The organism is Bacillus sp. LSHTCR4 (assembly GCF_057197025.1).
Map to the genome: position 1 here is coordinate 1,081,932 of NZ_JBXUNO010000001.1, position 16,366 is coordinate 1,098,297.

Annotated in this window: 22 protein-coding genes; 17 read left to right on the forward strand and 5 right to left on the reverse strand. The window is 34.7% G+C overall.

Annotation, left to right across the window (positions count from 1 at the left end; genetic code table 11):
• Nucleotides 1–16 precede the first annotated feature (16 nt).
• Nucleotides 17–1,417, reverse strand: a complete 1,401-nt coding sequence (gene pdxR, locus AC2CGR_RS05525; protein WP_131101991.1) for a MocR-like pyridoxine biosynthesis transcription factor PdxR — start codon at nucleotides 1,415–1,417, stop codon at nucleotides 17–19.
• A 130-nt stretch (nucleotides 1,418–1,547) separates the two neighbouring features.
• Here pdxR and AC2CGR_RS05530 point away from each other — a divergent pair, with 130 nt between their 5' ends.
• Complete coding sequence (locus tag AC2CGR_RS05530) at nucleotides 1,548–1,970, forward strand: GNAT family N-acetyltransferase (RefSeq protein WP_087964251.1); 423 nt, start codon at nucleotides 1,548–1,550, stop codon at nucleotides 1,968–1,970.
• A 148-nt stretch (nucleotides 1,971–2,118) separates the two neighbouring features.
• Nucleotides 2,119–3,240 carry a metallophosphoesterase gene (locus AC2CGR_RS05535; protein WP_087964250.1) on the forward strand — a complete coding sequence of 374 codons (1,122 nt, stop codon included), beginning with the start codon at nucleotides 2,119–2,121 and terminating at the stop codon, nucleotides 3,238–3,240.
• Nucleotides 3,241–3,274: 34 nt separating this feature from the next.
• On the opposite strand, the gene AC2CGR_RS05540 is transcribed toward AC2CGR_RS05535, so the two are convergent.
• A complete protein-coding gene (locus tag AC2CGR_RS05540; RefSeq protein WP_087964249.1) occupies nucleotides 3,275–3,892 on the reverse strand; it encodes a DUF1648 domain-containing protein in 618 nt (205 codons plus the stop codon).
• A 136-nt stretch (nucleotides 3,893–4,028) separates the two neighbouring features.
• Here AC2CGR_RS05540 and AC2CGR_RS05545 point away from each other — a divergent pair, with 136 nt between their 5' ends.
• From AC2CGR_RS05545 to AC2CGR_RS05570, 6 genes are read left to right on the forward strand one after another with little or no spacing between them, the layout of a single operon-like run.
• Nucleotides 4,029–4,595 carry a GNAT family N-acetyltransferase gene (locus AC2CGR_RS05545; protein WP_087964248.1) on the forward strand — a complete coding sequence of 189 codons (567 nt, stop codon included), beginning with the start codon at nucleotides 4,029–4,031 and terminating at the stop codon, nucleotides 4,593–4,595.
• A gap of 6 nt (nucleotides 4,596–4,601) precedes the next feature.
• A complete protein-coding gene (locus AC2CGR_RS05550) occupies nucleotides 4,602–5,162 on the forward strand; it encodes a 2'-5' RNA ligase family protein (protein WP_131101995.1) in 561 nt (186 codons plus the stop codon).
• The gene (locus AC2CGR_RS05555; protein ID WP_087964246.1) at nucleotides 5,159–5,644 is read left to right on the forward strand and encodes a GNAT family N-acetyltransferase; all 486 of its coding nucleotides are present in this window, start codon (nucleotides 5,159–5,161) and stop codon (nucleotides 5,642–5,644) included. The genes AC2CGR_RS05550 and AC2CGR_RS05555 overlap by 4 nt, the downstream gene beginning before the upstream one ends.
• 12 nt (nucleotides 5,645–5,656) lie before the next feature.
• The gene (locus AC2CGR_RS05560) at nucleotides 5,657–6,028 is read left to right on the forward strand and encodes a cupin domain-containing protein (RefSeq protein WP_131101997.1); all 372 of its coding nucleotides are present in this window, start codon (nucleotides 5,657–5,659) and stop codon (nucleotides 6,026–6,028) included.
• On the forward strand, nucleotides 6,025–6,453 hold the full coding sequence (locus AC2CGR_RS05565; RefSeq protein WP_087964244.1) for a GNAT family N-acetyltransferase: 429 nt from the start codon (nucleotides 6,025–6,027) through the stop codon (nucleotides 6,451–6,453). The genes AC2CGR_RS05560 and AC2CGR_RS05565 overlap by 4 nt, the downstream gene beginning before the upstream one ends.
• A 31-nt stretch (nucleotides 6,454–6,484) precedes the next feature.
• The gene (locus AC2CGR_RS05570; protein WP_087964243.1) at nucleotides 6,485–7,366 is read left to right on the forward strand and encodes a phosphotransferase family protein; all 882 of its coding nucleotides are present in this window, start codon (nucleotides 6,485–6,487) and stop codon (nucleotides 7,364–7,366) included.
• Nucleotides 7,367–7,391: 25 nt separating this feature from the next.
• On the opposite strand, the gene AC2CGR_RS05575 is transcribed toward AC2CGR_RS05570, so the two are convergent.
• A complete protein-coding gene (locus AC2CGR_RS05575) occupies nucleotides 7,392–8,177 on the reverse strand; it encodes a GNAT family N-acetyltransferase (protein ID WP_087964242.1) in 786 nt (261 codons plus the stop codon).
• A gap of 132 nt (nucleotides 8,178–8,309) precedes the next feature.
• Between AC2CGR_RS05575 and ytfJ the strand changes: the two genes are divergently transcribed.
• From ytfJ to AC2CGR_RS05595, 4 genes are all read left to right on the forward strand, one after another.
• On the forward strand, nucleotides 8,310–8,735 hold the full coding sequence (gene ytfJ, locus AC2CGR_RS05580; protein ID WP_087964241.1) for a GerW family sporulation protein: 426 nt from the start codon (nucleotides 8,310–8,312) through the stop codon (nucleotides 8,733–8,735).
• Between the two features lie 160 nt (nucleotides 8,736–8,895).
• Complete coding sequence (locus AC2CGR_RS05585) at nucleotides 8,896–9,672, forward strand: oxalate:formate antiporter (RefSeq protein ID WP_000014090.1); 777 nt, start codon at nucleotides 8,896–8,898, stop codon at nucleotides 9,670–9,672.
• Nucleotides 9,673–9,723: 51 nt separating this feature from the next.
• Entirely contained in the window at nucleotides 9,724–10,044 is a 321-nt protein-coding gene (locus AC2CGR_RS05590) for a hypothetical protein (RefSeq protein WP_000761181.1), read from the forward strand.
• Nucleotides 10,045–10,113: 69 nt separating this feature from the next.
• Nucleotides 10,114–10,326 carry a hypothetical protein gene (locus AC2CGR_RS05595; protein WP_000711202.1) on the forward strand — a complete coding sequence of 71 codons (213 nt, stop codon included), beginning with the start codon at nucleotides 10,114–10,116 and terminating at the stop codon, nucleotides 10,324–10,326.
• A 29-nt stretch (nucleotides 10,327–10,355) separates the two neighbouring features.
• Here the strand turns inward: AC2CGR_RS05595 and AC2CGR_RS05600 are convergent, their stop codons facing one another.
• Complete coding sequence (locus AC2CGR_RS05600; RefSeq protein WP_001253198.1) at nucleotides 10,356–10,694, reverse strand: hypothetical protein; 339 nt, start codon at nucleotides 10,692–10,694, stop codon at nucleotides 10,356–10,358.
• Nucleotides 10,695–10,898: 204 nt separating this feature from the next.
• On the opposite strand from AC2CGR_RS05600, the gene AC2CGR_RS05605 reads away from it, so the two are divergent.
• From AC2CGR_RS05605 to AC2CGR_RS05625, 5 genes are all read left to right on the forward strand, one after another.
• On the forward strand, nucleotides 10,899–11,579 hold the full coding sequence (locus AC2CGR_RS05605; protein ID WP_087964240.1) for a class I SAM-dependent methyltransferase: 681 nt from the start codon (nucleotides 10,899–10,901) through the stop codon (nucleotides 11,577–11,579).
• Between the two features lie 94 nt (nucleotides 11,580–11,673).
• Nucleotides 11,674–13,362 carry a formate--tetrahydrofolate ligase gene (locus AC2CGR_RS05610; RefSeq protein ID WP_011040261.1) on the forward strand — a complete coding sequence of 563 codons (1,689 nt, stop codon included), beginning with the start codon at nucleotides 11,674–11,676 and terminating at the stop codon, nucleotides 13,360–13,362.
• A gap of 90 nt (nucleotides 13,363–13,452) precedes the next feature.
• The gene (locus tag AC2CGR_RS05615) at nucleotides 13,453–13,980 is read left to right on the forward strand and encodes a hypothetical protein (RefSeq protein ID WP_484480611.1); all 528 of its coding nucleotides are present in this window, start codon (nucleotides 13,453–13,455) and stop codon (nucleotides 13,978–13,980) included.
• 19 nt (nucleotides 13,981–13,999) lie between these two features.
• Nucleotides 14,000–15,169: a DEAD/DEAH box helicase gene (locus AC2CGR_RS05620; protein WP_131102006.1), complete on the forward strand. Its 1,170-nt coding sequence runs from the start codon at nucleotides 14,000–14,002 to the stop codon at nucleotides 15,167–15,169.
• Nucleotides 15,170–15,296: 127 nt separating this feature from the next.
• On the forward strand, nucleotides 15,297–15,680 hold the full coding sequence (locus AC2CGR_RS05625) for a VOC family protein (RefSeq protein ID WP_000581478.1): 384 nt from the start codon (nucleotides 15,297–15,299) through the stop codon (nucleotides 15,678–15,680).
• A gap of 44 nt (nucleotides 15,681–15,724) precedes the next feature.
• Here AC2CGR_RS05625 and AC2CGR_RS05630 read toward each other — a convergent pair whose 3' ends face one another.
• Nucleotides 15,725–16,363, reverse strand: a complete 639-nt coding sequence (locus AC2CGR_RS05630; protein ID WP_087964237.1) for a zinc dependent phospholipase C family protein — start codon at nucleotides 16,361–16,363, stop codon at nucleotides 15,725–15,727.
• Nucleotides 16,364–16,366 lie beyond the last annotated feature (3 nt).

Consider the following 16,366-nt stretch of genomic DNA (forward strand, 5'->3'; position numbering starts at 1 on the left):
TTACGTGGAGCTATTCTTATTTAGGGAACCACGCTTTTTTCAGTAATTTGACAACAGTTTCGATACAATCCTCTGGAATACTGCCAAAACCGAGCAATACATATGACTCCTCCCTCACATTATGAACAGAATCGTATGTGGATAGAGGGTATAACTTAATGCGTTCTTTTGCAGCTGCATGAATAAGTTCTTGTTCATTCATCCCGTTATGAACGTGAAGTACAATATGAAGTCCGGATTGTTCACCGAGTATATGCACGTTATTTCCCATTTCGTTTGTAATAGATTTAATTAAAGAAATATGTTTTCTTTTATATAACGTACGACTTCGGTTAATATGACGTTCCCAATCACCACTTTGAATAAAGGTAGCAAAGGTAAGTTGTTGCATTGTAGAAACTGTTTGTTTATACATACCACCAAGTTCTTTATAGGTTTTTAGCAGGTGAGGTGGTAAAACGATATATCCCATTCGTAAAGAAGGTAAAAAAGATTTCGAAAAAGTTCCCATATAAATAACACGTTCATTTGAATCTAGCCCTTGTAAAGAAGGAATAGGTTTTCCAATATAGCGAAATTCTCCATCATAATCATCTTCAATAATATACCCTTTACAATCATTCGCCCATTTTAATAACTCGAGTCTTCTAGATAACGGCATAATGATTCCGAGTGGAAATTGGTGAGATGGAGTGACATATGCCACATTGGAACCCGATTCACGTAAAGCAGAAATATGAATTCCTTTATCATCTAAAGGGATAGGGTGAACAGGAAGGCCAGAACTTTGAATTATAGCAGGTATACGGTGAAATCCAGGATTTTCGATTCCGTATTCTTTTTTTGAACCAAGTAGTTGAAGTAGTAACCAAAGAAGTGGCTGCGTACCTGCTCCAATAATAATTTGATCAGGTGAAGAATGTACCCCGCGAGCATGATATAAATACTTTGAAATATGTTCTCGTAGAGCGAGCTCACCTTGTGGATCCTCTTTAGCAAATAATTCATTTTCATATTGAAATAAAGTTTCGTGTAATGCTCTTCTCCAGTTTGTTATTGGAAAAGATTTTTGATCAATAAGTCCTTGACTACAATCATAATCATATTGTTCTTTTTCTTTATTGTTAGCACTGTTTGATGTAATTTGCTGTTTCTTTTGAATAACATCAATATCAACTTCCGCAACAAAAATTCCGCGTTTCGGTTTGCTTTCTACATAACCTTCAGCTAGTAATTGTTGATAAGCAGATTCAACTGTAATACGACTTACATTAAGCTGCATAGCTAAATTTCTGTGAGAAGGAAGGCGTGTACCGGCACGTAGTGATCCTTGAGAGATTTCTCGTTTCATATATTCATAAATTTGTAAGTAAATAGGTGTTTTATTTTGTAACACTAATGGGATAGTCAAATCCATTTGTAGACGCTCCTTTTTATACTGGCCTTATAAAAAAGAATAGAACTGTCACTTAAGTTAAGGGCAGTTACTTTCTATAATGATGATATAACATTTAGAAAATTTTATAAATAGTAAGGGGAGAATCATAATGAATATTAAAGAAGTAGTAACAGAAGCAGATTTACATGAAGTATTTCCCGTATTACAGCAATTACGAATGAAACTTTCAAGAGAAGAAGCAAGTTGTTTATTTCAAAAAATGAAAGAAGAAAACTATAAACTATTTTCGCTACGCAATGAAGAGGATGAAGTTGTTAGTCTAGCTGGTGTAGCAATTTGTACGAATTTTTATAATGAGAAACATGTTTTTGTGTATGACCTTGTAACCGCGGAAGCTCACAGATCAAAAGGTTATGGTAAGGTTCTGCTGTCATATGTAGAAAAATGGGGGAAAGAAAAAGGATGCAGTTCTATCGTTCTTACATCTGCGTTTCCAAGAATTGATGCACATCGTTTTTATGAAAGAGAGGGTTTTGATAAGATAAGCTATTCTTTTTATAAAGCGTTATAATACTAAGTAGGTTCCGTGTGTGTAAAATATATGGAGCCTATTTTCTTTTTCAGATTTGAGTTAGGAACAGGTTTAGTCATATAATTTGTCGAATATTAGAAATTAACAACAGAATATTGAATGCAGAGAATGTTAGGAGCGTTTATACTTGGAAAAAATAAAGAAATTATCTATACCAAATGATGTAAGAGTCATTATTATTTCTGATATTCATGGAGAATTAGATCTTTTTAAGGAACTATTATATAAAGTTAATTTTAAAGATGAGGATTATTTAATTATTAATGGTGATCTTTGTGAAAAAGGAAGAAATAGTATTGGCGTCGTAAACTATGTGATGGATCTAGTAGTTAGTAAGCCAAATGTTTATGTAATAGAAGGGAATTGTGAAGTTGTAGTTGAAGCACTTGTAAACGAAAATCCTGCGCTAATACATTATTTATGTACGAGAAAGAATACAATTTTTAATGAATGGCTAGCACAATTGAATGTTACCGTTAATGAAGAAAGTGATATTTGTGAAGTGAAAAACATATTGATGGGTCATTTCTCAAAAGAAATAAAGTGGCTAACAGAATTGCCAACAGCGATTGAAACTGAGGATTATATATTTGTACATGCTGGCCTTGAAGATAGAGAGGATTGGAAAGAGACAGAACGAAAAAATGCGATAGCAATGCCGGAGTTTTTCAATCAATCACATAAAGCAAATAAGTATGTAGTTGTCGGTCATTGGCCTGTTGTAAACTACTCAGAGAAGGCACCGTCTAACAATCCAGTTATTGATAAGGAGAAAAAGATTATAGCAATTGACGGCGGAAATGCGATTAAAGAGGCAGGACAATTAAATGCATTTATCATTCAGAGGACAAGTGCAAGTGATAAGTTTTCTTATACATATGTAGACTATTTCCCGGAATATGAAGTAATAGCAGATTTTCATGCCGATGCAACAATGCAGGGCGGGGTTACCTATCCACATTATTACATAGAGCCTATTGAGAAGAAGCAAGATTACACAATATGCAGGCAAAAGGAAACAAATACATTACTTTCAGTGAAAGATGAATACATTAGGCAACTTGATTCAGGTGAATATACAGTGAAAACCGATATTTCTTGTGCACAAATAAGCGTAAAAAAAGGGGATATTGTTTCTCTCATTGATGGTAGCTGTTCAGGATATGATTTAGTTAAAAGAGATGGAGTAGAAGGCTGGATAGAGAAAGGGATATTAGTTGAGATAGAAAAAATGAAAAAGAAAACATGAAGCTGAAATAGGAGGGATGTAACCTCCTATTTTTTTAAGGTGTAGATTGCTTGCTGTCTTTAATAAGTAAATAAATCGTACTCGGTAAAATGACAAGCGTCATTCCTAAAATAATTGCTAGTATAGCATAACCTCTATACGGAGCAGAAACGATAAATGGAAGCCCCGCTAGGAAAATACCTGCTATTACCATTGAAATATTACAAATATTTGAAGCTCTTTTTTCAAGGTGCTTATCATTCCATTCCAATGAAACCGTTGATTTACTCGTATCAACTTTGGAACTGAAATAACCTATTAATATAAATAAAAGCCCTAATGCTATAAATATGAAATGATCAAGAGGAAGTGAAAAGCCAAGGGCGATGAGGGTAATGACAATATCGACAAAAAATAAGAATAGTAAAATAGTATTGCCGATCCAAAGGAGAAATTTCTGATTACTCGCTGCTTTAGATAAAGCTAAAAATAAAAAGAATACGAAGGAACATATAATTATATTTAAGATAACAAAAGTGCCTTTATCCATAGTTGATGTAGGTGCTCCATTGAAGTCCCATTTCGTAACAATACTTAATGGTAAGAAGAAATAGAGAATAATATTTGTCATAATAATAGTAAGAAATAAAGCAATACTAAATCGATTATTCATTAAATCACCAGCTTTCTACATGAATAATTGGTACCTTATAACAAAATTATACAATATAATAAATGATATTTGTTTTGATTTTTCAGAAAAAATATTATAATTATATATGAAATAAAGAGGAGTGTAGGAGGAAATTATGAATAGCGTAATAGTAAAAGGGGATAAAGTAACAATTCGTACAATTGAAGAATCAGATATAAAAACATTATGGAATCTCATATTTAAAGAAGAAAATCCAGAATGGAAAAAATGGGATGCACCGTATTTTCCGTTTTCAATGCAAGAATACTCATCCTATAAGGAAAAGATGCAAACTCGTTTACAAGAAGAACCGCTATCCAATTTAATTATAGAAAATAACGGTCAAGTTATAGGGACGGTCGGATTTTATTGGGAACATAAACCGACGCGTTGGTTGGAGATGGGAATTGTCATTTATAATCCGGCTTACTGGAATGGTGGCTACGGTACAGAAGCGTTAGCGTTATATCGAGATTTGTTATTTGAAAAGATGGAGATTGGTAGAGTAGGGCTCACGACTTGGTCTGGTAATGAACGAATGATGAAAGTAGCTGAGAAAATAGGAATGACTTTAGAAGGTAGAATGCGCAAATGCCGGTATTATAACGGAACGTACTATGATTCTATTCGAATGGGAATGATTCGTGAAGAATGGGAAGCGCTATGTGTAACAAAGGGGTGAAGGAATATGTACGCTATTATTGCTACATTTGATCGAGTGTTTACTAATAAAATTACAGAATTACAAAATGAATTAACAAATATCATTGGCACAAATCAATTAGCCGGAGTAGAACCTCATATTACGTTAGCTGATTATAATGAGTTAAATGTTCATTTGTATAAGGAGAAATTAGGGGAGTTTGTAGCTATTCAAGAAAATATGGATCCAGTAACTTTTCCTTCTGTTGGAACTTTTCCTACTAACGGAACGGTCTTTCTAGCACCGACTGTTACCGATGAATTGTTAAAAATGCATCATTCTTATCATGATTATTTTAAAACTTTTCATGACAACCCAAATTCATATTACGTACCAGGAAAATGGATTCCGCATTGCACGATTGCTAACAGGGTAAATATAAATCAGTTTTTAAATGTAATGGGATATGTATATGAAAAATTTGATTTTACAACAGCTTCAATTGAGAAATTAAAATTAATTAAGGTAAATTATGAAAATGGTTCTGCCATTTCTTCTAGTATATTAGCAGAATGTAATTTAAAGAGAATGGAGACATCGAGATGACTTATGTAATTAGAGAAATGAAGCAAGAAGACATTCACGCCGTACAATCAGTAGCTAAAATAGCTTGGCATGATACATACGAAGGCATTATTCCGAGAGAGATTCAAGACAATTTTTTAGACGAGGCTTATTCTGATGAAAAAATGAAATATCGTCTTGAGAATACACATTTATTCGTTGCAGAAGAAGAGGGAGAAGTAATTGGCTTTGCAAATTTTTCACCTGTTAGGCTGCAAAACGAAGCAGAATTAGGAGCAATTTATTTGTTACCAAATCAACAAGGGAAAGGGATAGGAAGTGCTTTATTACAAAAAGGGTTAACGGTATTAAAAGGAATTCGGAAACTATACATTCATGTAGAAGCAGCGAATGAAAAAGGAAAACGGTTTTATGAAGCGAAAGGTTTTGCGCAATTAGAGGAATTTGAAGAAGATTTTGAAGGGCATATGATGCAGACAGTAAGGATGGTTTTATACATATAAGGAGGACTAGAAGTGAAAATTTTTGATTTTAATGAAAAAGTAGGAAAGCAAATCACAGCATTTCAATCTAATTTCATAATGTCGAAAATAGTGAATCATCAGGGGAATATACATATCGGTGCTATGCATTTAAAAGAGAATGGAATAATTGGATATCATGAAGCAGTTGTATCGCAACTGCTTCTTATTGTGGACGGCGAAGGATATGTATGTGGGGCAGAGAAAGAAAAAGTGAAGGTGGAAGCGGGACAAGCTGTGTTTTGGGAAAAGGGGGAGCTTCATGAGACAAGTACAGAGCATGGATTAATGGCAATTGTTATGGAAGCGGAGGATCTTGAACGAGCGATATTAATGCCTATTAAAGAGGAGAGTTGTGAAAAATGATAGAAAAGGCAAATCGGGAAGAAACGGACGAAATAATACAATATGCAGCTCAATCGCTTTTTGAAGGTACGAGGGGAAATTGTCGTTTAAATACAGAGAAAGCGATTGAAATTACAAGGCCGATTGTAGAAAAGGGGGCGTATTATTTAGTCGTTAAAGAAAAAAACGTTGTAATGGGTTGGATATTAATAGGGGAAAATACGGACTATTTTTCTCATGAAAAACTAGGGTTTATATACGAATTGTATGTTTTTCCAGAGTACCGCGGGAAAGGATTTTCAAGAAAGTTAATGGAGGCTGGTATTAAGAAATTACAAAAGAATTATTCGGAAATTCGTTTGAATGTATTTGCTGGAAATTTTGCAAAAGAGATGTACGAAGAGTTTGGTTTTGTTGAAAGGCAGGTCATTATGACTTTGAAGTGAGAATAATAGTTTAAACGGGAGAAGAGAAAGAATGAGAAAAGAAAATGAGTATGTTGCGTATTTACAAAGGTTGTATTCTGAATTACAAATAAATTCCGTTTATATAAATGAAATAGGTCAAAATAATGATGTGTTAATTGTAAATGATAATTTAGTATTCCGTTTTCCAAAATATGAAAAAGGTATTCAGAAACTTCGAATAGAAACACAGTTACTAGAGAGAATAAGACCCTTCATTACGCTTCAAATTCCCAATCCAAGTTATCGAGGGTTTCAAAATGAAGTACCAGGGAAAGTATTTGCAGGTTATGAGATGATTGAAGGAGACCCGTTTTGGAAAAATGTTTTTACGGAAATAAATGATGAAAAGCGATTACAGAAACTTGCGTGCACATTGGCGAGATTTTTAAAAGAGTTGCATGAAATTCCGTTATCTACATTCGAAGGTATTATGCAATGTGATAGTACTGATATGTATTCAGAAATAAATAGTTTATATAGCCAATTAAAAGAACATGTTTATCCATTCATGAGAAATGTAGCGAGAAAAGAGGTCTCAACATCGTTTGAGTTATATTTAAATGAAAGTAGTCATTTTAACTTTACTCCTAGTCTTGTTCATGGGGACTTTGGCATGACAAACATTTTATATAGTGCAACAAAAAAGAATATTTCAGGGGTCATAGATTTTGGTGGGGCGAGCATTGGAGATCCAGCTTATGATTTTGCTGGCATATTAGCTAGTTATGGAGAAGAATTTTTACAACTATTTGAAGCCTATTATCCTAATTTAGAAGCAGTAAAGGAGCGAATGTATTTTTATAAGAGTACATTTGCGCTTCAAGAAGCATTATTTGGCGTATTACATAATGATAAGAAAGCCTTTGAAGCTGGAATAGCAGAGTATGTATAAAAGCCGATTTAAAATCGGCTTTTAATTATTGATACATCGTCCACATTCCAATGTCTTTAAAACCTAATCGTTTATAAATTCGTCCAGCAGCTGGATTGTTATAAAATAAACAAAGTGTTCGGCCTTCATTCGTAAAGTCCCGGATCATTTTTTGTAATATAAGCGAAGCATATCCGTTCCCGCGATAATTGGGATGTGTACATACGCCAATTACCATAGCGGATAATGAATTTTCAGCAGATGTAGAGGCGGATGCAATAATAGCGCCGTCTTTTTCAATATAATACGTACGTCCTGTATTTGTTTCGAGAGCTTGTCTTAATATTTTCTCTGATTCATTAGCAGTCGGGAATTCAGCGATGTTACTTCGTAATTGCATAATTCGCTCTACATCATCTAGTGTGGCAAGTTTAATTGTTTCTTGGGCAGGCGTACTAGGTATGTTGTCGGCATCTAGACATTCGCAAAAATACATTTCATTTTTGGAGCCTAATTGTAGACTTGGAGCAGTTTCAAACCTTTCTACAATAGTTGACTTACCAGAGAGTTTAAGCGGCTTATATGCGGAAAGAAGTGTCTCATAATCAGTGGTAACAAGTTCTTCTTTACTATAGGATATAAATGAATCGTGGAATCGGAGTAGAATTGATTTTAATGTTCCATTCTCTTTAAATACGCCCCATAGTTCTTGGAAATCTGTATCATAACCGAAGGCCTCAATATCTCCAATAATAAATAAGTTAAGGGCTGCTTCTTCTTTTAGAAAGGAAAATATTTGTTTATGATCTTTCTTTGTTAATTTTCGCATCATAACGAATCGACCTCTTTTTTTATTTTTCTAAATATTACAACTTAAGTTTTTTGAAATCAATATAAAATTTTATGTTTAGTTCACAAACTTTCGGAAAAACTAGGAAAGATATGACAAAGGAGGTTATGAACGGTGGATCATCCAATTCAAGGGTTAATGAAAGCAGCAATGGAAAATTTAAAAGAAATGGTTGATGTAAATACGATTGTTGGAGAGCCTGTTCAAACGGCTGACGGTGGTGTGGTGTTAACGGTTTCTAAAGTAGCGTTCGGGTTTGGAGCAGGAGGTTCTGATTTCCAAACGAATGATGGACAAAGAGCGCACGGTAACCCTGCATTTGGTGGTGGTAGCGCAGGTGGTGTTTCTATTACACCAGTAGCATTTCTTGTAGTGAATAAAGATGGAGTAAATATTCTTCATTTACAAAATGCGACACATTTAGCAGAAAAAATGATTGAATTAGCTCCACAAACAATTGATAAAATTCAATCGATGTTCCAAAAAGATGAAAAGAAAGAGGGAAATCATCATCCTCAAAACCCAGATGAAATCCTTTAAAAACGCCTGCTTATGAGCAGGCGTTTTTTCTTGTAATCACTATGTAATAAAACACATGAAATTGTAAATAGTTTTTGAAGTTTTTTCTATGTTTCTAAAATTTTTCATGTTAAAATATGCTATAGAATTGAAACATATAAAACGAAGGTGGCTAGGTGCTTTGTCTGGAGGATCTGACCAAGTAAAGAATATGATATATATTAATGGTAATCGTCGAGGTCATTGTTTTATTACATCAGGAATTACGTTTAAAGAGTTTGCAAGTAACATCCCTTCACCGCTTCATCAAGTGTTGCTTTTGAAGCATAACTTTGAATGGACAGATTTTCATTATCATACTTTATTTGAATATGTTGAGGAAGAAAATATACATAAGTTAATTCAAGCAGAGATTGATGAATTTGATGAATTTTGTTGGGTAGATTTTGATGATGCAAGCGATTTAGATGAACTAGAGCCAAAAGAAATTGCAGAGCTTTTATATTTGGCTCACAAAAAAGAACCACTTGCAAGAACGTTCTTTCCGTTATTGAAAAATAGATTTGTTTATTTTTCACATGATGACGGATGGTACAACAAAGTGTATTATCGTAGAATTGCTGATTTTGTAGGAATGTTAAGTAAAGTTATTCCTTATAAACTCGGTGCTTTCGGTAAGAAACGTTTTTCTTTTTTCCAAAAATCAAAAATTTTCCCAGCAATTTCAAAAGAAGTGATTATGGGGCTTATTCCATTAATGGAAGATGGTCTTTATATTGATCTGGCAGGGAAAATTGAGTCAAGAAGGGGTCTTGAAATTCCGGTATATGTAGTGGGTTCGTATGAAAGTACGGATGAGGTACTAGATAATATTGATGAATTGAAAGAAGAAGCAACAGAGACTGGTTGGCTTATTTTTGATAAGAAAGAACAAGAGTGGCAATGGGTTGTGGACTAAGAAAACTTGGCGCATGCAGTCAAGTTTTCTTGTCTTTTGAAAGGAGTACAAATGAAGAAATATTATACAATTGTGGGTATTGTAAGTATTATTCTTGTGGCAATTTTACTTATAACTTGTCCGAAAGAATCAGATTTTAAATTGTATCTAGAAGATAAGTATGCATTGAAATGTGACGAGAGTAGTTTTGAATGCACACAAAATGTAGATGGTAAAAAAGAAAAACTAAAATTTGAAAGTACAGATGCACGAAATGGTGTATTCTTTATGACTGTAAAGCAAACATTTAAAACAGAAGCTGGTGTTACGAAAGAATATAGCGGAGTAGGAATGTTTGGTACATTTCTTTTTGTTTCAGAGAAGACTTTCTAGTAATAGAAGGTCTTTTTCTTATGCTTATGTTCATATAGATGAAGTAAGACAAGCATAGGAGGGGTATTGATGAAGAAGGAATGTATTGTTTGTGGCGGTGAGGAGTTTTTCTCTTCTACATTATACGCACGTACAAAACAAGATTGGGCGTATGCACCAAATATGTATCGATTTGAAAAGGTGTTTATTGAGCATCGGGATGAAGAAAATTATCCAGTGTTTCAAGAAATTACAGCAAAGCATTGTTGTGGATGCGGTCATATTATGTTGTATCACGAATGAACACACCAAGTATAACTTGGTGTGTTTTTTTAAAACGCTGACAAAGCAAGCGGATAAAATAAAGTGAATAAAACAGAAAAACTACCAAAACCAATTGCGGTATATCCAAGTGTTCTCGCTCCGAAATTGACAGCTAATAAGCCAACTAAAATCGCAAGAGAACCAAGTGTAACCGGATAAAATGCAATGGAGAAAAGCGAAAGAAATAAAGCGACATAACCTATCATTGCACCAGTATTTGTACCTTCTATTTCATTTGCAATTTCTTTACGCTTATGTCTAATTGGTATGCCAGCTGGTGATATTTCAGCTGCATACTCTTCGTTTTTTTCACCACTTTTAAAATGATGATTTCTCTTTCTTCGCATGTACATCCCTCTCTTTCAATTGGGTGTACCTATAGTATCTTTCATAAAGAGAAGAACATGAGTATGAGTTAAACCCAAGTAAAGCAAAAATTGGAGAATAAGGATCCCATCGTTAGCATCTACATCTCCTAATGAAGATAAACAGGAATTTTGGAAAATGATGTAGAATGAAATGAGTGATAAACCGTGAAGGTAGGGGAATGCATGACGAAATTTAATTGGCATGAATCAGCAGAAAAGAAATGGGATAGTAGTGCAGAATTTTGGAATCAAAATAGTCAGGAGATGTGGGATAGCGGGAGTAGGAGTACAATTATTCCATTTTTTGAACAATACGTGAAGAAAGAAGCGAAAGTGCTTGATGTTGGTTGTGGAGATGGATACGGTACATATAAATTAAGTCACGCGGGCTATAAAGCAGTTGGAGTAGATTTATCAGAAGTGATGATTCAAAAAGGGAAAGAGCGCGGAGAAGGACCAAATTTATCTTTCATAAAAGGAGATCTTACTTCCTTACCATTTGAAAATGAGCAATTTGAATCAATTATGGCAATTAATTCTTTAGAATGGACCGAGGAGCCATTACAAGCATTGAATGAGATAAAGCGTGTTTTAAAAAGAGATGGATATGCATGTATTGCAATTCTAGGACCGACAGCAAAGCCACGCGAGAACAGTTATCCTCGTTTATACGGCAAAGACGTTGTTTGTAATACGATGATGCCTTGGGAATTTGAACAGTTAGCGAAAGAACAAGGTTTTGAAGTTGTAGATGGAATCGGTGTATATAAGCGCGGAGTAAATGAGAAGATGCTAGGTCAACTCCCTACAGAGTTACAACAATCGTTAACATTCTTATGGGTATTTATGTTAAAAAACGTATAAAGAAATGAAAGAATTTTTAGGAGGTAAATAAGTGCAGAAAATACAAAAAACTGATACAATATCATCAGAACCAATTAAAGGGGGACTAGGGTATATGACAACTACTACAACAGTTAAATCCGACATTGAAATCGCACAAGAAGCGAGTATGAAGAAGATTCAAGAAATTGCAGCTGATTTAAATATTTTAGAAGATGAATTAGAGCCATACGGGCATTATAAAGGTAAGCTATCTCTTGATATTTTTAAGCGCTTACAGAATGAGAAAGACGGTAAAGTTGTTTTAGTAACAGCGATTAACCCAACTCCAGCTGGAGAAGGTAAATCAACAGTAACAGTTGGTTTAGGTCAAGCATTTAATAAAATTGGTAAGAAAACAGTAATTGCACTTCGCGAACCATCTCTTGGACCAACGATGGGACTAAAAGGTGGAGCAGCAGGTGGTGGTTTTTCGCAGGTTGTACCTATGGAAGACATTAACCTTCACTTTACTGGAGATATCCATGCGATCACAACTGCTAATAACGCGTTAGCGGCGTTTATTGATAATCATATCCAACAAGGAAACACACTTGGAATTGATACGCGTAAAATCGTTTGGAAACGCTGTGTTGATTTAAATGATCGTGCCCTACGTAACGTAGTAATTGGTCTTGGGGGGCCAGTTCAAGGTGTACCACGTGAAGACGGTTTTGATATTACAGTAGCATCTGAAATTATGGCCGTATTCTGCCTTGCAACAGATATTCAAGATTTAAAAGCGCGTCTATCTCGCATCGTAGTTGCTTATAACTTTGCAAATCAACCTGTAACGGTTAAGGATCTAGGGGTAGAAGGTGCGTTAACATTATTATTAAAAGACGCATTAAAACCAAACTTAGTGCAAACGTTAGAAAATACACCAGCTATCATTCACGGCGGACCATTTGCGAATATTGCTCACGGTTGTAACAGTGTTATTGCTACAACAATGGCAGCAAAATTAGGTGATTATGTTATTACAGAAGCTGGATTCGGTGCTGATTTAGGTGCAGAGAAGTTTTTAGATATTAAAGCTCGTGCAGCTGGCATTAAACCAGAAGCTGTTGTTATTGTTGCGACGATTCGTGCGCTTAAAATGCATGGCGGCGTAGCAAAAGATCAATTAAAAGAAGAAAATGTAGATGCATTAGCAAAAGGTATGGAAAACTTACAGAAGCATGTTGAAACAATTCAAAGCTTCGGTGTACCTTTCGTCATTGCAATTAATAAATTCATTACAGATACAGATGCAGAAGTTGCATACTTACAAGAATGGTGTAATGAGCGAGGCTATGCAGTATCCTTAACGGAAGTTTGGGAGAAAGGTGGCCAAGGCGGAGTTGACCTTGCTGAAAAAGTGTTAAAAGAAATTGAAAAAGGTGAAAACAACTACGCACCACTTTATGAATTAGAATTACCATTAGAAGAAAAAATTCGTACAATCGCTCAAAAAGTGTACGGTGCAAAAGATATTGAATTTGCTCCGAAAGCACGTAAGCAATTAGCTCAATATGAAGGAGAAGGTTGGAGTAACCTACCAGTTTGTATGGCGAAAACACAATACTCTCTTTCTGACGATGCAACGAAATTAGGTCGTCCATCTGACTTTATCGTTACAATTCGTGAGCTAAAACCATCTATTGGTGCAGGCTTTATCGTTGCGTTAACAGGAACAATGTTAACAATGCCAGGCCTTCCAAAACAACCAGCAGCACTACAAATGGATGTAAATGAAGATGGAAAAGCAGTAGGTTTATTCTAAAAGGTTGTAATTCATCTCGTTTATCTGTAAACTATATATACATCAAGTGGCGCCTTTCCATCGAAAGGCGCCTGTTTTTTGGAGGAAATTATGTTTGATCCAACTGCTTTTGATAATTTAAAAGTAATCGTAGAAGGTGCTGTTTATGATTTTGATTTACATGGAGATATTCTTGTAACAAATCGAAAAGATATGATGGACCTTGCTTCATTAAGTCGTATATATCATATTTCATTTCAATTAACAGAACCATTCGAACCGTTAGTAGAAGCAACATTTTCACTATCTGTAGATGCAAAGAACTTGTCTAGTGAAATATTAGAAGTATCACAATTTACACCAGGTTGTGAAATGAAATTAGCATTTTCATTCCCGATAGAAAAACCAGAAGTAATGTGCGAAGAAATTGAAACTTTCATGCATTCTATATGGGGAAAAGAAAGAATGATTACGCAAAAACTTTCATACGAATATAATAAGCAAGCGATTTCATATCATAATAAGGTAGAGGTTCTATTTCAAAAAGCGATTACAGAAGACCATGTTGATGATTTAATAGCTGTTATTTCACACATGATAGAAACGGTGCGAACAATACAACATTTTCTTCAAAAATAGAGATAAAGGAGAAAAACAAATGATAAAAGATATGCAACCATTTTTACAACAAGCTTGGGAGAAGGCTGGTTTTAAAGAATTAACTGAAATTCAAAAACAAGCAATTCCAACTATTTTAGAAGGACAAGACGTTATAGCTGAATCTCCAACTGGAACAGGAAAAACATTAGCGTACTTATTACCCCTTTTACATAAAATTAATCCTGAAGTAAAACAGCCACAAGTTGTTGTTTTAGCACCAACACGTGAACTTGTCATGCAAATTCATGAAGAGGTTCAAAAGTTTACAGCAGGAACTGAGATTTCAGGTGCATCTTTAATTGGTGGTGCAGATATTAAGCGCCAAGTTGAAAAATTAAAGAAACACCCAAGAGTGATTGTCGGTTCGCCAGGACGTATTTTAGAATTAATTCGTATGAAAAAGCTAAAAATGCATGAAGTGAAAACAATTGTATTTGATGAGTTTGATCAAATTGTAAAACAAAAGATGATGGGCGCTGTACAAGATGTAATTAAATCTACGATGCGCGATCGTCAATTAGTGTTCTTCTCGGCAACAATGACAAAAGCGGCAGAAGACGCAGCACGTGATTTAGCAGTTGAACCACAATTAACACGTGTAACACGTGCAGAATCAAAAAGCTTAGTTGAGCACACATATATCATTTGTGAGCGACGCGAAAAGAATGATTATGTAAGAAGAATTATGCATATGGGCGATGTAAAAGCAGTTGCTTTCTTAAACGACCCATTCCGTTTAGATGAAATTACGCAGAAATTGAAATTCCGTAAAATGAAGGCAGCAGCTCTTCATGCAGAAGCAAGTAAACAAGAGCGTGAAGCGACAATGCGTGCATTCCGCGGCGGAAAATTAGAAATTCTACTTGCTACTGATATTGCAGCACGCGGTATCGATATCGATGATTTAACACATGTAATTCACTTAGAATTGCCAGATACAGTAGACCAATATATTCACCGCTCTGGACGTACTGGACGTATGGGCAAAGAAGGAACTGTTGTATCTCTTGTAACACCACAAGAAGAGCGTAAATTACTACAATTTGCGAAAAAACTAGGCATCGTATTTACGAAGCAAGAAATGTTCAAAGGATCATTTGTAGAAACGAAACCGAAAGCACCAAAGAAAAAGAAACCAGCCTTTACTGGGAAGAAAAAGCCTAGATAAAGAATGGGGAAGGCGTAACTATTTGTAGTTACGTCTTTTTTGTTTGTCATTAAATGAAAAAGGAATAATAACAGTATCTGTAGAAAGAAAGCTACATAGAATATAAAAATCATTAGGGGGAAATGCAATGATTCATAAAGTTGGACAAATTATGTTATATGTAAATAATCAAGATGAGGCAGTCAATTTTTGGACGGAAAAGGTAGGATTTCATGTAGTTGCAGAGGAAGATAACAAACAAGGAATGAGATGGATTGAAATCGCTCCAACTAACGGTGCTGAAACGAGCATTATACTACATAATAAAGAAGTGATTTCTAAAATGAGCCCAGAATTGAATCTTGGTACACCATCTTTAATGTTCTTCTCAGAAAATCTTGATCAATTATATACAGATTTAACAAATAAAAATGTTACTGTTGGAGAAATGGTAACTATGCCTTCTGGTAAAGTGTTTAACTTTGCTGATAGTGAAGGGAATTATTTTGCGGTTATGGAAAAGAACCAATAATAATATTGTTATGTGAAAATCCCCCTCAAACATATTAAGGGGGATTAAATCTTTGAAATGAATTTATCATGAGAGAGTTGTTTAATAAAAAATGTTCCTTTTTCAATAGCGGTTTCCATATAACCGACAATTTGATTAAACGTAAACACCTGTAAGTCTTCATGCAAATGTTGCTCTGGATACAACATATCTTCAAAAAGATACTTTCGAAATTCTAAAACATTTTTTTTAGAAACCTCTTCAATATCGACAATGTGAGCTTCTTCATTGAGAAGAGAGAAGAGTTGTTGTTCTTTATCGTAATAATGAAGCAACTTTGCATTTAACAATTTAAAATCGTTATAGTACATAGGTGCGATCGTTTCGTCATTTTCTATTCTATTTTTTAGCCAAGGTAGAAAAAAGCCACTTAGCCAATTATCATCGGCAATGAGGTGGGTATAATAGCCTAAGAGAAAAGGAGAATCCATTTGGGCTTTATATTTTTGAAAAAAAGCATCGAAATCTATCCTTCTCGTATAATTTTTCGTTGTGCCAGCGTAAAAATGTGAAGTTCCTTTTTCTTCTGCTGAATGAACCGCATCAGGGGCTACACCTCCAAGTATGAAAGAAGTTTTATCTTGAATACATAATTTCTCGGCAATCCTGTTAGCAATAATAGCATGCATAATTCGTGATCCCATGAA

What these genes read in the sequence shown, in the direction of transcription:
- pdxR (WP_131101991.1), bottom strand. Translation starts at nt 1,417, where the DNA reads ATGGATTTGACTATCCCATTAGTGTTACAAAATAAAACACCTATTTAC.
- AC2CGR_RS05530 (WP_087964251.1), top strand. Translation starts at nt 1,548, where the DNA reads ATGAATATTAAAGAAGTAGTAACAGAAGCAGATTTACATGAAGTATTT.
- AC2CGR_RS05540 (WP_087964249.1), bottom strand. Translation starts at nt 3,892, where the DNA reads ATGAATAATCGATTTAGTATTGCTTTATTTCTTACTATTATTATGACA.
- AC2CGR_RS05545 (WP_087964248.1), top strand. Translation starts at nt 4,029, where the DNA reads ATGAATAGCGTAATAGTAAAAGGGGATAAAGTAACAATTCGTACAATT.
- AC2CGR_RS05550 (WP_131101995.1), top strand. Translation starts at nt 4,602, where the DNA reads ATGTACGCTATTATTGCTACATTTGATCGAGTGTTTACTAATAAAATT.
- AC2CGR_RS05555 (WP_087964246.1), top strand. Translation starts at nt 5,159, where the DNA reads ATGACTTATGTAATTAGAGAAATGAAGCAAGAAGACATTCACGCCGTA.
- AC2CGR_RS05565 (WP_087964244.1), top strand. Translation starts at nt 6,025, where the DNA reads ATGATAGAAAAGGCAAATCGGGAAGAAACGGACGAAATAATACAATAT.
- AC2CGR_RS05570 (WP_087964243.1), top strand. Translation starts at nt 6,485, where the DNA reads ATGAGAAAAGAAAATGAGTATGTTGCGTATTTACAAAGGTTGTATTCT.
- AC2CGR_RS05575 (WP_087964242.1), bottom strand. Translation starts at nt 8,177, where the DNA reads ATGATGCGAAAATTAACAAAGAAAGATCATAAACAAATATTTTCCTTT.
- AC2CGR_RS05590 (WP_000761181.1), top strand. Translation starts at nt 9,724, where the DNA reads ATGAAGAAATATTATACAATTGTGGGTATTGTAAGTATTATTCTTGTG.
- AC2CGR_RS05595 (WP_000711202.1), top strand. Translation starts at nt 10,114, where the DNA reads ATGAAGAAGGAATGTATTGTTTGTGGCGGTGAGGAGTTTTTCTCTTCT.
- AC2CGR_RS05600 (WP_001253198.1), bottom strand. Translation starts at nt 10,694, where the DNA reads ATGCGAAGAAAGAGAAATCATCATTTTAAAAGTGGTGAAAAAAACGAA.
- AC2CGR_RS05605 (WP_087964240.1), top strand. Translation starts at nt 10,899, where the DNA reads ATGACGAAATTTAATTGGCATGAATCAGCAGAAAAGAAATGGGATAGT.
- AC2CGR_RS05610 (WP_011040261.1), top strand. Translation starts at nt 11,674, where the DNA reads ATGACAACTACTACAACAGTTAAATCCGACATTGAAATCGCACAAGAA.
- AC2CGR_RS05615 (WP_484480611.1), top strand. Translation starts at nt 13,453, where the DNA reads ATGTTTGATCCAACTGCTTTTGATAATTTAAAAGTAATCGTAGAAGGT.
- AC2CGR_RS05620 (WP_131102006.1), top strand. Translation starts at nt 14,000, where the DNA reads ATGATAAAAGATATGCAACCATTTTTACAACAAGCTTGGGAGAAGGCT.
- AC2CGR_RS05625 (WP_000581478.1), top strand. Translation starts at nt 15,297, where the DNA reads ATGATTCATAAAGTTGGACAAATTATGTTATATGTAAATAATCAAGAT.
- AC2CGR_RS05630 (WP_087964237.1), bottom strand. Translation starts at nt 16,363, where the DNA reads ATGGGATCACGAATTATGCATGCTATTATTGCTAACAGGATTGCCGAG.